Below are 12,838 nucleotides of genomic sequence, written 5' to 3' on the forward strand. Positions count from 1 at the left end.
GTGATCGCCCGCTTTCAACGTCGGGCGTGCTCCTCACACTTCATCTGCTGGGATAGTTGGGTCCAGTTGTCCGGGTGGGGGGCCGTACAGGTCTGAACAACGCCTGGTTGTCCGCTTTCATATCGGGGGAACAGTTGCCAAAGGGAGGACAGCGCCGGACACGTCCGTGGGGAGCGCCGCGAGGTGGGACTGCGGAAGCCAACGGCCTGGCACAGCTGCTGCGAGAGTGGCTGGATGAGACCGACAAGCGAGTCGACGACGTCTTGGCGGAGTTGAAGCCGGAACACTTCACCAGCGGCAAAGTGCCGAGCCGTACGACGGTGTCCGACAGGCTGGCCGGCATTGGGTTGAAGATCGACTTTGTCGAGGCGATCGCGGACATCTGCTCGAACGACGCCGCTGGCCGCGACCGCCTGCTTGGCCAGGTTCGCGCTTTACAGAAACGGGCGGGCGCAGGAGACCTGGATAACCCAGGTTCAGACAGCGAAGGGCACAGGCACCAGGACGCAAGCGCCGTACTCACCGCGGAACTGGTCGTGGTCCAGAAGAGGTCTCTGGAGGTTTCTGACAAGCTCATGCGCGCTCTGGAACGAGTCCAAGAGCTTGAAAAGGAACGAAACAGCGCTAACCACATGGTGCTGCTCTTGTTGACCATGGTGGACAAGCTGCAACGTGACATTACAGCCCTGGCGCGCGAACGAGACCGCCTTCGGAGTTCCCCAGCGCCTGGCCACCACTCGCTCGACCAGGTACGTGCACGGTTGGTCAAGAGCGAGGAGCAGCGGACGACTGCAGAGTCCGAGCTAGAACGCGCACGGGCGGAACGTCACAAGGCGGATCGTCTAGCTGAAGATGCTGCAGAACAGGTCAGAGTACTCACGGAAGAGTTGGACCTTCTTCGGGCCCGGATTCCGGATCCCGATACCGAGTCCAGCTCACTCTCTACCCCGCCGTCGAGCTTGCAGGAGGCGCTAGACAACGATGCCGCCGACATCGACCAGGCCCTTGCTAAGGCGGCTCGGCACCTGGATGACAGCGTCGGACGACTCGACCGTCTCGCCGATGAAATCAAACTGGACAACTCACCGGATAACCGTGCGGCCAGCGAAGAAGAGGCGGACAACTCTCTTGTCCGGTTGCTCCCCCGCCGCACGCCACTGTCTTGGACAGAGCCGGACAACTCTGTGTGGGCGTCTCCGGGTGAAGTGCTCAGCATCGTCCGTGTGCTGAGCCTGGGCAATGGCACGACGATCAGTGACGCTCGGGAGACGCTGACGTCTGCGGCCCTCTCCCAGCCCTGTGGCGAGATGCTGGAAACTGTGGCTCTCCTGCGCGCAGCTGGGTACGACGCTCATGCTGACCATCTACTGACCTATGCCGGCGAGCGGCGACCATGTGAAGACATACCCATGCTTATCGATGCGCTCCGCGCAGATGAGCGTTCCACAGATGCCTATCAGATTCTGACCGCCGTCGGACAGAAGAGGTATCCGCGTCAAGTCGTGGAGATCGTTTCCCTCTTACGCCTGGCACAGCATGATGCTGATGCCTATCAGGCCTTGGCGGCGGTTGGTCGGGTTCGTGCGGCAAATGATGTCATCCAAGTGATCGATTCGGTCGCCGAAGAGGATGGGAATTGGGTCCTCGAATCGGCTCGGCGCGACAGGCGTCTAAAGGACATGCTTCCCCTGGTCCGTGCCCTTGAAAGGGCTGATCGGAAAAGCGATGCCAAGACGGTGTTTGCTGCATTGGCTGAGAGAACCAAAGATCCCAGACTCCTCCTAGCAGTTGATGGTCGGAACAATGAGCCTACATTGGGTCAGTCCACGCATTGTGATGACGATGATGAGGGGGACGATGAGGAAGACTTCCATTTCCGGTTCTACCGAACTCCGTCCACCCAGCACACTCTTGACGATGGGCCATCGGAGTCAGGGATGCCAGTCCATGAGCCCCAGGAAGATGATGAGACTGGAACCAATGCTGTCGAGGGTGAGAGCTGATCTCAGCGTGGGGGCCGTCATGATCGTTCAACCTGGCAATGGGCCATCCGGTCACGGCCGCAGTTCGGCTTGAAGATACCCGGGCCCGGCCGCGTCACGTGGGCGACCGGGGCTGCGTCGTCCCATGTCGCGCAGCCGACGGATTCGTGATCGTTTCTTTCGGTGAAAACGTCCGCCCAGCCGAGTGAGTTGCCCCGGGCCTCCCTTCCTGCCGGCCCCTACCGACACTCGAACTGCTCGCAACCAAGACCGGCAAGGGCCACTTCTTCCGCCTCGCAGACCACGGACTCAACGGCGCGTACGCGCTCGACCAGGCTTGGCGTGAAGGTTGGGAAACCCTCGCAGTGCTCATCGCCACCATCAACGCGACCAGCCGATGACTACCCGATCCCCAGCACGTAGGGCTTCTTGCGGGTCCAGTTGTCCGGGTTGGACCAGCGGCCGGCCTTCGCCGCCGCCCAGTCCAGCTCCCAGCCATCGCGGACCCCGCGCGCTCACCAGCCGCCGTCCCGCTGCCCGGGGACCTCGATGTTGGTATGCCCGGCTATCAGAAGTTGTGGAATGGTCCTCCATCCCATGAAGATCCACGGACTTCACTTGGCTCCCAGTCCGCGTAGAAGTCGGTTAGTGGCTCATCCAGCTTGACCTCCTCCGCAAGCCCCTCCAGCTCTTCAAGTTCCTCGTGCTCGACACGCAGGTCGCAGGCTGGGCAGGTGAAGACGAACGGGGTGAACATGACCGCCCACTCATCCTCGTCAACGTGCGTGTCACCACTAAGCCAGCCCTGCGAGTCGCATGCCGGGCAGGTGGCGGGCTCGTCGTGTTCGATGTAGCCGGGAGGGGAGACTCGTGCAATCGTGCCGAGGACGAGCTCGCGTTCCTTCTGGGGCAAGTGGCCGTAACGTTCAGAGAAGACATCCTTGGCCCGAGCAAGTTTGCTCTCCAGCCGGACACGGACAGCTTCCACGTTCTCTTCGAGAAGCCGGTCGTGCAGGGACTCGTAGCGGCCCCAGTAGGAAGTGTCGATCTTGAGCTCGACGAGCAAGGGGTCGATCAGCCGGAGACACGTGGCGAAGACGGCATTGACCTCTGACCGGTCGTACATGCCACTGTGTGCGACGCCGTTACGAGCATTGGCTAGCGGTCCAAGCGCCCGCTGATCGACCGGCATCTTCTTCCGCAAGATCTTCTGCGTTCGGGCATGGGCTTCGGCCAAGCCGATGGTCTTGACCTGCTCCGCGGGAACCGAAGCGTGTGACCCGTGACCCGTCGCGTGCAGCAAGGAGTTGAAATCCTTGCCCTCCACTACGAGAGCCGGGTGGAGGCTGGCCAGGTATGACTTGAGGAGATGCTCGGCAGCGATCCCGGCGTGGTGGACCGCCAGGTCGTGAGACGTCGGGCCTTCGGCGAGCGCGGCGAAGGCCGCGATCATCCATTTGCGCGAAGAGAGCTTGAGTCGTTCAGAGTCCATGGCCAGGACACTAGGCGGCTGGAGCAATCCCATTGTCGGAATTTCGGTGGCGCTCAGTAGTGCCACCGGCGACATGTCCGCTTCTGCCCGAGCGCCGAGCTGGTCGAGGTCGCAACGGCAGCCGTTCTCGCAGTCTGGACCGTGGGCGTGGACTGGTCCGGCGCCCTCCTGCAGCAGCAGGCGGACATCGAGAAGCCGCCACCAACGGGTCCTGATTCGGACGGTGTTCTGGGTAACGCCTCGCCAAGCCTGCTGGTTCTGACAATTTCTGGCCATGGACCAGGGGTGGGCGGCGATTCTCGCCGGCGGGGTGGGGCTTCTCAGCGCGGTCGGTGGGGCTCTCGTCGGCGGCCTCGCCGCAGTACGAGGCGCCCGGATCGGCGCCGAGACGAACGCCGCCGCGGTATTGGCACAGGGGCGACTCCAAGCGACAGGTGCCCTTGAGCAATGGGCCCGGCAGGAGCGTCAGAAGGCATGCCTGCAGGTGATGGACTGCTACAGCCAGTTCAGCCGAGAGTGTGCCCGGTATGGGGACCAGCTGAGGGAAAGCCGGGCGCTCGACGATTCAACGCTGGACTCCTTCGTGGCCACCTTGACCACTCTCAGCGGCGTATGCAGTCACCTGGCGCTCTCAGATCGCGGGGGCCACGCTCCGCGCGAAACCGACTCTGAGGATGTGGAACGAGGAACTGACCGAGGCCCTCGCGGAGCAACCGCACCCCGACCTCGCTCACATCAGGACCGTCTGGCAGGACATCCTCACCGACGACGGCAGGGCAATGAAGCTTGCCTACCACGAGTTGCTCCACACCGGGCAAACCGAGCTGCTACGCCCCCTGTGACCGAGCCGCGCACCGTGATCGCTCGATCGAGTGGTGCGCACACTGCGCCCCCTTTGCCTCACGAACCGTACCTACGCTCCAGATACCGCAGGCAACTGACGTATCCACTCGAAAGGAACATAGCCTCCGTGACCGAATCCAGCTCCGACATCGCCACCGGCTCGTCGCTGACAAAGAGCGTCCCCGCGAATCCCTCATGGCGATCGAACGAGATCGACAGTGTCAACAGCCCTGTGGGCATCGTAGGGACCCTGTTGTCAGCCTTTGTCTTCGCCTGCCTCTTCACGTACACCCTGGAGCACTACCGCTCTTGGCACGGGTTCGCGGCGTTCGTGCTGTGCGTGCTCCTGGCAATCCTGGGAGCCCTTGCCACCGTCCCCTACGCCCTGACCAACAACGGAGGCAGGACGGGACGGTGGCAGCGCATCTTCATGTGGGGGGCCGGTGCGGTGCTTGCTGGCTTGCTGCTGTCCGCTGCCGTACTCGGTGACGCCACCTTCTCCATGTCGGCACTCATCGGGATGGTCGCCGCCCTCGCGATCCCAAGCTTCGGAGAAGTCCTTGCCGTCGGGGCCGCTGCCGAATCGGCCTACTAGACGCCACTCCCTCGGTGACAGACCCCAACTCATCCGCGAATAGGACTCCAGGCTCTTTCCTCCATGACAGCGGGGTCGGACGTCGGTCCGCCCCCGCTGGTCTCTCCCGGCTACTCATCGGCAGAGGCGGGTGCGCGGCCCCATCCGGACCTGTCGAGGCCGCCAGCAGGCGGGCCGGCCTGCGCGTCAGGGGGCGGTGAGGATGTCGTGGGTGCCGATGCGACGCCAGATGATATGGGGTGTGTCTTCTCTGAACTACGCGTGCAGCGGCTAGCGTGGAGGGAGGGTGAGGGCAGCTCTCAACGCCGCTGTACCGCCTCCGGGAGTGGACCACTAGCAGGGGGCGGGATGGATCAGCTTGAGTTCAACTGGGAACTCAGCGGTAGTGGTTGGGCAACCTGTCACATTGCGGATGGTGTATCGGAGCGGAAAGACTTCGTGAGCTACTGCACGGACGCCCTTGCGGACGTGCTTCACGGTGTCGCAGGTCTTTACGGTCACACCTCCGTTCAGCGGTTCTCTTTTGATCTTGAGCCTGCCGAAGTGAGGTGGGTTCTCCGCCGCAGAGGCTCAGACGTTCACGTCGCGATCTACCGGTTTCCGGACATGTCCACGAGCTTCGACGCGCCGGACCAGGCAGGCACACTCTCGTGGACCTCCACTCAGCCCCTTAGCCTCCTGGGGCACGTCGTCTTGGAAGCTGCTCAATCGGTGGTCCGGCTCCACGGAGAGGACGGCTACAGAGCGAAGTGGGTGCAGCACCCATTCCCCGTTGCTGCGCTGCAAGACCTCCGTCGACTGCACTTGCAGTACGACAGATGCGAACGTCAGCACGGCGGGTTGTCCGTGTAGTGCGTGGTCGGACGCAAGCGTGCTCTTTTTGAACTGCGAGTTTCTCCCCGTGACCCCGCGGTTGCTACCTGGTGGCTTCGCTGGTGTCTTCAGTGAACCCGCCCTCCATGCTCAACGTGATGCTGCTTCTTCTGCGCAGCGGCCGCCTGGTCTTGGCCGGCCTCATGCCCGCTCAGTTGAGGCGGCTTCTGGACGTCACCGCGACCCGTCCGCTGTTCGAGATCGCCGAGACCGTCGAGGCGGCGCGTGTCATGTAGCTGTCCATGAAGCCGCCCGGCCGGGGCCGGTCCGCCCGCGTGTGGTTCCGGCCGTGTTCGTGGGCGCCCTCGATGGCATGCGGGAGTGAGCGCCCGGATGGGGAACTGTCATTCTGTGCGCGGGTGTTGTCTGTCCGTCATCCTCGTGAAATCCTTCGGCTGTTTGCAGCAAGTTCTTGCGTGGCGTCTCGGTACGGCTTTCATCCGGCCTGGCTTGCGTCGCTCCAGGGTCGGGCTCCTTTCCTGAAGGGAAGGAAGAGTTCATGGCGTTCCTGCGAGAGAGCAAGCGGCGCCTGGCGGTGGCCGGTGTTTTAGGTGCCCTGGTCACGATGGCGGGAGTGGTGGGGACCGCCACTCCCGCCGCCGCGTTCAGCGGCGTCTTCATCTACACCAACCCCAACTATTCGATCCCGGTGTATCCGGGGGGTGCGCCGGTGCAGGTCGCGGAGCTGACGGGGTCGGCGAAGGACACCACCTCCTCCATCGGCAACAGCACGAACCTCTCCAAGTGCTTCTACGAGCACAAGAACTATGGCGGTCTGGAGTTCAGGATCGGTCCCGGCGAGTGGTGGGCCACGATCCCCGGGTGGATCAACGACAAGATCTCGTCCTACCGGCCCTGCTGACCGAGGGGCCTCGGCAGGCATTCCGGATTCGGCCGCATCGCCCCCAGGGGGCGCCGCCTCGCCGGGAGTGTGATCCGCCGTCCGACGCCGCGGCGTAGTCGTGACCCACGTGGGTGGCGGCGGGTGTCCGGGAGTGTTGCACGTGTTCGTGATCAGATGAAATATGCGGCGAAATCGGCCGTACTCGCATCTTCTGCGCACGGGCCGCGCAGGTGCCGGCCCGCAGAGAACCGGAGGACTTGATGACCGACGAAGCAGCTCGCGCGGACGTCGTGCTCGTTCACGGGGGGTTCGTGGACGGCTCGGGCTGGCAGGGCGTGTACAACGCACTCAATGCCGACGGCTACCGCGTTGCCGTCGTGCAGAACCCCACGCTCTCCCTCGAAGGCGACGTGGCCGCCACGCGGCAGGTGATCGACGCACTGGAGGGCCCGGTGACCCTGGTCGGTCACTCTTATGGCGGGGTGGTGATCACGGAGGCGGGCAACCACCCGAAGGTGACCAAGCTCGTCTACATCGCCGCGTTCGCTCCCGACAAGGGCGAGTCGGTCAGCACCCTGATCGCCGACCCGCCCCCCGGCGCACCCGTTCCGCCGATCCTGCCGCCCAACGAGGGTTTCCTGTTCCTGGACCGGAACAAGTTCGCCGAGTCCTTCGCAGGCGACCTGCCCCGATCGCAGGCCGAGTTCATGGCCGACTCGCAGGTGCCCTGGGGCGTCGACGCTCTGGGTGGTGCGGTCTCCCAGCCGGCCTGGCAGTCGAAGCCGTCCTGGTACCTGATCGCCACCGAGGACCGCATGATCCCGCCCCCGGCCCAGCACGCCATGTCCCAGCGGATCGGCGCGCAGACCGTGGAGGTCGCAGGCAGCCACTCCGTCTACGTCTCGCAGCCCGACGCCGTCGCCGACCTGATCCGCCAGGCGGCCCAGAGCTGACCGGAGGCAGTCGGCCGTACGTGCCGAGGCATCCCTGCTCGTCGTGCCCGGGGTGGTCATCGCCGCGGTCCGTCGGTTCCCGGTACGACAAGCAGGGCCGAGACGCTGCGCCCTCCCGGCCCGCGTCGAAGCGCTACCACTCCGCGGTGGTCAGAGGGGGACTACCGGTCGGTGTGCTCGTCGGGGGACAGCAGGTCCCTGGCCCGGCGTTCCATCAGGATCGGCAGGTACGTGCGCACGCGCGCGTACCGGAGCTCCTCGTACGCCGTCTCCACCGATACCCGCACCAGGCCGATATCCAGCTGAGGGTGCGCTTTCATCAACCGCTCGACGACATCGCGGATGACGAGCGCATCCTCGGCCTCCGCCATCGCGTACCCCAGCCCTCCGGGAATCTTCCTTTCCCAGTCTTGCCGAGCGGCTGCCGGCCCGGAAGTCGATCTTCCGCCGCTTCGCGCGTGACCCGACCGTCCCGGCCCCCCTGTCGCCCCCGGGCGCCGCTCCCCGGCCTTCCGGGCGGCTGCCGGGACAGGGAGACCGCAGCCGAAGCCTTCGCGGATCCCCGCCGACCCGTCCGGCACCCGCCTCGGCGGGTAGAAAAGACACCGACAGGTCGGTTGGGTTCCCCGGCACGACGTTGCGCGTTCCGCTCTCCGCCAGGTAGCCACAAACGGGGCGCTCAAGGCGGGACGCTCTGAACAGAGCCCGCAGACCGGGCCGGGAGGCCAAGCGCCTGAATATCAGGTGGTGGCGGGGTGCCCCGGCGGTGGGTGTCCGGCAGGGCCCCAGCGCCGGGATGCCGTCGCGCGTAAGCGGAAGACCACCGGCGGCGGGCCGTCGAGTCTGTTTTGGCCCCACCAAAGATCCCGTGGTGGGTTCTGCCGCACCTGGCCATCGAGGCAGTTGCTGCCACCGCGGGTCTGGTTCTGTGCAGCTCAGCTGTGGCTGATGCTGGATGCGACGTCGCGGGTCATGCGCAGGTTTGGCAGCCTTCCTTGCCAAAGCTCTCGCTCGCCCGTGATCTTGAATCCGTGGCGTTGGTAGAAGCGGACCGCGCTCTCGTTGTAGTCAGTGACCCACAGGCATATGGGTGCGGCTCCGGCCCAGGTGAAGAACTCGGTCATCATGCGGCCACCGAGTCTCTGGCCCTGGACGTGATTCAGCAAATACATCGGTCCGAGGGTGACCACTTCGCCGCGGCGCCCGCAGAGAACGCCGACGATCTCGGATTCCGACCGGACAACGCGGCAGAACAGCAGGTCTGGTTGCTGGTTCGCTGCCTCGATGAACTCCCGCCACTGGGTGATGCCCTCCGCCGTGACTGACGAGCTGCGATGCTCACGGATCCAGCCCTCGTCGATCCCCACCTCTGGGTTGGGGTATGTCTGCAGCCAAGCCCTCAGCAGCAGCGGCCCCAACCACGCGGAGTCGTCCGGACGAGCGGCTTCGATCACGAAGGTCATGGCAACGATCCTCGTCGATCATCAGCCCCTTCAGACCGCCCAGTCAGATGTCAGCCGACCTTGGCCGATTCTTCGGCGCGGGCTCGGGTGCCGGCGAGGCGGTAGGAGTCGGTGCCGGTCTCGATGATGGTGCCGTTGAAGGTGAGGCGGTCGATGATTGCCGCGCAGAGGCGGGGGTCGGTGAACGTCTTGGTCCAGCCTCCGGAGGACTCGTTGGAGGCGATGGCGACGCTGTTCTTCTCCTCGCGTTCGGTCAGGACCTGGAAGAGAAGCTCGGCGCCGCGGCGGTCGAGTTCCACGTAGCCGAGCTCATCAACCGGCTGCCGGGCCCGTCCCGTACGCGCTGGCCTCCATCCCGAGGGAGCCCCGCTGATGTCGTATCCGTCCCGGCTCGAGCCGTTCTCCGAAGCTCTCGGGGAGGCCGCGCAGACCGCGGCGATGGCCTACCGGCTGGTGATGACCGTCACCGACGCGGTCCGCCGCGCCACCCAGAATCGGATCACCGGCCGGGAGGAGGAACTCGGCGAGGACGCCGAGGCGATGGCCCCGGGCTGGTCGGCCGACCAACTGCGCGGCGTCCTGGGCGAGGACATCCTGGCCGAGCTGATGCAGGGTGCGGGCTGGCCGCAGTTGGCGCGCCGGCTTGTCGGGCTTCAGCAGGCCGGTGTCGACCTCGGCACGTTCCTGCCGCAGATGGGCCGCATGACCGCCGCAGTGCACCAGGCGGTGGTGGCGAACGCGGCTCGGACGAGGGCGGAGGGTACCGATCGGTGGGCCGACCTCCTGAAGGCGACGATGCCCGAGGGCCTGGTCCGCGACGCGATCCTCGCCTGCCCGGCCTGGCCGGACATCGCCGCCGCGATGGGCCGGCTCGACGACAAGGGCATCGACGGCGCCCGGATCCTCCTCGACGCCCACGCCCACGCCGCAGGTGCCGGGGTCGACCAGGCCGTCGCCGCCGTCACCACCGCGGCCGCCAACAAGGCACCCGCGCCGCCCGCCCCGGCGCCCACCCTCGCTCCTGCCCCTGCCTCTGCTGCTCCCGGTGTTGTGGCGCCGCCGGCCCGGGGCTCGCGCATGGGCGGCTCCGGCGACCCGTGGGCCGCGCCCGCGGCGGGACGCGTACCCGCCCCCGCTCCCGCCCCCGCTCCGGGCACCGCCCCCGTTCCCGCTCCTGCTCCGGCCGCCGCGTCCGCTTCCGCTCCTGCTCCGGCCGTCGCTGTCGCCCCGGTGCGGGAGGCCGCCGACCCGTGGGCGCCGCCCGCCAGCGTGGACGCGAGGCGTTCCTGGGGTCCGTTGACCGAGGGCCTGGCCGTGCCCCGGGACCTGGACCTCGGCGACCGCGCGAAGGCCTTGGAGCAGCTCGACGTCAACCCGCTCGCGCACGCCACGATCGTCGGCATCGTCAAGGACGTGCTGCCCGAGACGCAGGTGGGTCTCCTGGTCGGCTCCCGCCCATGGCCGCTGCTCGCGGCCCGCATGAACCAGATCCGCGACGCGGGCGGCCCGGCACTCCTCGGCGCGCACCTGGCCCGCCTCGGTGAGGACACCTCCTGGAGGGAGGGCCCCACCTCCACCACGGTCGGGCGTCTCGTGGACGCGACCCTCAACTCTTTGACGAGATCGCCCTCGGCGCCGGCCGCGTCCGCGTCTTGGGGCCGGGTCTCCCCGACGGCCGCCCGTTCCCGCTCGGCCACCACCCCGGCCGCGGCGGCTCCCGGACAGCAGGCCCCGGCGGAAGCCGCGATCCCCGCCCACCGGCAGCAGGCCGCGCCGGCCAAGGGCGCGGGGCGTAGCCGGTGACGGGGACGGCTCCCACACCCGGACGCCGCGGGCGGGGCCTCCGGGCATACGCGGACCGGGTCCGGGCGGCCTGGTGGGCGCTGTCGGCCCGGGACCGGATCGCGGTCGACGGCCTGCTGCTGACCACCACCCTGTTCGCGGCCGCCTGGCGGGCGGGCCACCTCGGTCTGGCGCAGGCGGACTTCGTCCTGTCGGTCCTGGCCGGCACGGCGGGCGTGGCCACCTTGTACCGGGGCGCCGTGTACCGGCCTCAGCCCGCCCCGCCTCCGGCCGGGCCGCTGGTCGCGCCCTCGAACGAAGTCCAGCAGCACGCCGCCCGCGAGGCGGCTACCGGACCCACAGCCTGACCGGCGAGAAATGCCGGGAAGCGGATGGTGATGACGGGCAGGCAGCGCCGGGCCACGGCTACCCGCGTACCTGAACCGGGTGGGCGCCGTTCCAGAATTCCGGAACGGCGCCCACCCCGGTCACCGTGCCCAGTGGATGCCGAGTTCGGCGAGGGCTGCGAGTTGTGCCGGGTCGAGTTTGTCGCGGCGTTGTTTCTGGTTGGAGATCCAGATTCCGGTGCGGTGTTCGGTCCCGTCGGCCAGGACCTGGACGACGCCGCGTCCCGGCAGTCGGCCCTCCCGCGCGACGTACTGCGCCAAGGCCTCCAACCCCTTCTGGAACGCCCCACTGCCCTTGCTCGGCCCGGACGCCGTGGCGGCTTTCGCGGCCGTCTTCCGGTCCCGTACGGCCTTCCTCACGCCCAGCTCGCCGAGCCTGCGCCGCTGCTCGGTGTTCAGCTTGTCGAAGTCGCGTTGTTGGGTGGTGAGCCAGCGGCCGATGTCGTCGCCGTGGAGGGTCACCCCGGGCACGATGTCGTCGAGTAGGGCGCCGTCGGTGAGGAGTTGTGTGAGGTAGGTGTAGTGGCGTTGCCAGTCGACCGTCCACCCCACGTCCCGCGGGTTCCAGTCCGGGTCGATGGCCGCGAGTTCCCGGGCCCGCCGACCGGCGCGTTCTGGGTCCTTCCCGAGCCCACCAGGCCTGCGTACGTTCGTGAGCCACTGCCCGATCGCCCGGTCCAGGGCGGTCGCGTGCCGCGGGGCCGCCAAAGTCCCGTGCAGCTCGAAGTAGGCCCGCGCGGCGGCGAGGTTCTCCGCGAAGCCGGCATCGGCGGTGTCCCACACGATCCCCAGCTCCTCCAGCTCGGCTGCCCGCTCGCCGGTCATCTGCCCCGCCCGGTACACACGGCGCTGGTCGGAGAGCCACCGGCCGAGCGGGTACGCGCCCTCGGTGTGCTCGTACGGCACCTCAAGACCGCCCTCGCGTTGCCGGTACCGCCAGGCGGCCTCGATGCCCCGCTTCCAGTCCTGGCGTTCGGTGTTGATGACGGTGTAGCTGATCCATTTCGCGATCAGGGCGGGGTCGCGGGGGGTCGCGAACCGGAGCAGCAGGCGGTCATCCGGCTCGCCCTCGGCGGGAGGCGGGCCGACCGGGAGCGACGGGTCGACAACGTGTTTCTGGTTCTCCTGTGGAATGGCCAGCATTTCCACAGCCTTTTCATCGTGCGCCCGAAGACCTTCCAGAACCCGGATCAAAGGGCGGTACGAGTTCGAGGTAAGCATGTCCTCCGGCTTCTCGTCCTCGGCCAAGAACACCGGAACGATCAGTGTCGCCATCTTGCCCTGTCCAGGCTTCTGCCGCAGCGCCCGGCCGATGGCCTGGACGATGTCCACGGCCGATCCCTTCGGGTCGATCAGGGCCACCGAGTCGGTCGCCCGGATGTCGACGCCCTCACCCAGGACTCGACAATTCGAGAGTACGGCGCGCCCGGCCCTGCGCCCGAAGTCGGCCAGCACCGACTGTCGGTGGGCTCCCTCGTGTTCCCCGCACAGCCACCCCGCCCACACCCGCTCGGGATGCCGCTCCGGGTCCACGGTGTGGAGTCGGGCCGCGACCCGTGGCAGTCCGGCGGCGAAGGCCTCCGCCTCGATGGTGCGGTGGTGGA

The 12,838-nt window shown here is 67.1% G+C and carries 12 protein-coding genes and 1 pseudogene; 8 read left to right on the forward strand and 5 right to left on the reverse strand.

Features of this window, described 5'->3' with window-relative positions:
- Positions 1–107 precede the first annotated feature (107 nt).
- Positions 108–2,003: a hypothetical protein gene (locus ACFYW3_RS38235; RefSeq protein WP_389388914.1), complete on the forward strand. Its 1,896-nt coding sequence runs from the start codon at positions 108–110 to the stop codon at positions 2,001–2,003.
- A 547-nt stretch (positions 2,004–2,550) separates the two neighbouring features.
- On the opposite strand, the gene ACFYW3_RS38240 is transcribed toward ACFYW3_RS38235, so the two are convergent.
- Complete coding sequence (locus ACFYW3_RS38240; RefSeq protein ID WP_389388915.1) at positions 2,551–3,474, reverse strand: hypothetical protein; 924 nt, start codon at positions 3,472–3,474, stop codon at positions 2,551–2,553.
- Positions 3,475–4,148: 674 nt separating this feature from the next.
- Here ACFYW3_RS38240 and ACFYW3_RS38245 point away from each other — a divergent pair.
- From ACFYW3_RS38245 to ACFYW3_RS38265, 5 genes are all read left to right on the forward strand, one after another.
- Positions 4,149–4,316, forward strand: a complete 168-nt coding sequence (locus ACFYW3_RS38245; RefSeq protein ID WP_389388916.1) for a hypothetical protein — start codon at positions 4,149–4,151, stop codon at positions 4,314–4,316.
- A 128-nt stretch (positions 4,317–4,444) separates the two neighbouring features.
- Positions 4,445–4,912, forward strand: a complete 468-nt coding sequence (locus ACFYW3_RS38250; protein ID WP_389388917.1) for a hypothetical protein — start codon at positions 4,445–4,447, stop codon at positions 4,910–4,912.
- Positions 4,913–5,883: 971 nt separating this feature from the next.
- A complete protein-coding gene (locus ACFYW3_RS38255; RefSeq protein ID WP_389388918.1) occupies positions 5,884–6,021 on the forward strand; it encodes a hypothetical protein in 138 nt (45 codons plus the stop codon).
- A gap of 263 nt (positions 6,022–6,284) precedes the next feature.
- Complete coding sequence (locus ACFYW3_RS38260; RefSeq protein ID WP_389388919.1) at positions 6,285–6,647, forward strand: hypothetical protein; 363 nt, start codon at positions 6,285–6,287, stop codon at positions 6,645–6,647.
- A gap of 242 nt (positions 6,648–6,889) precedes the next feature.
- On the forward strand, positions 6,890–7,582 hold the full coding sequence (locus ACFYW3_RS38265; RefSeq protein ID WP_389388920.1) for an alpha/beta fold hydrolase: 693 nt from the start codon (positions 6,890–6,892) through the stop codon (positions 7,580–7,582).
- Between the two features lie 161 nt (positions 7,583–7,743).
- Here ACFYW3_RS38265 and ACFYW3_RS38270 read toward each other — a convergent pair whose 3' ends face one another.
- The 3 genes and pseudogenes from ACFYW3_RS38270 to ACFYW3_RS38280 form a co-directional block, all read right to left on the reverse strand.
- Complete coding sequence (locus ACFYW3_RS38270) at positions 7,744–7,953, reverse strand: three-helix bundle dimerization domain-containing protein (protein ID WP_389388921.1); 210 nt, start codon at positions 7,951–7,953, stop codon at positions 7,744–7,746.
- Between the two features lie 564 nt (positions 7,954–8,517).
- A complete protein-coding gene (locus tag ACFYW3_RS38275; protein WP_389388922.1) occupies positions 8,518–9,045 on the reverse strand; it encodes a GNAT family N-acetyltransferase in 528 nt (175 codons plus the stop codon).
- A gap of 50 nt (positions 9,046–9,095) precedes the next feature.
- Positions 9,096–9,362: pseudogene (locus ACFYW3_RS38280) on the reverse strand (ATP-binding protein); the annotation flags it as partial.
- A gap of 55 nt (positions 9,363–9,417) precedes the next feature.
- Here ACFYW3_RS38280 and ACFYW3_RS38285 point away from each other — a divergent pair.
- Positions 9,418–10,848 carry a hypothetical protein gene (locus tag ACFYW3_RS38285; protein WP_389388923.1) on the forward strand — a complete coding sequence of 477 codons (1,431 nt, stop codon included), beginning with the start codon at positions 9,418–9,420 and terminating at the stop codon, positions 10,846–10,848.
- Positions 10,845–11,195 (forward strand): hypothetical protein, encoded by a 351-nt coding sequence (locus ACFYW3_RS38290; RefSeq protein WP_389388924.1) that lies wholly within the window; start codon positions 10,845–10,847, stop codon positions 11,193–11,195. Before ACFYW3_RS38285 ends, ACFYW3_RS38290 begins: the two co-directional genes overlap by 4 nt.
- A 120-nt stretch (positions 11,196–11,315) precedes the next feature.
- Here the strand turns inward: ACFYW3_RS38290 and ACFYW3_RS38295 are convergent.
- Positions 11,316–12,838: Helicase associated domain protein (locus ACFYW3_RS38295; RefSeq protein ID WP_389388925.1), on the reverse strand; the 1,523-nt coding region annotated here is incomplete at its 5' end.

This window comes from Streptomyces sp. NPDC002602 (assembly GCF_042889445.1).
Lineage (GTDB): Bacteria > Actinomycetota > Actinomycetes > Streptomycetales > Streptomycetaceae > Streptomyces.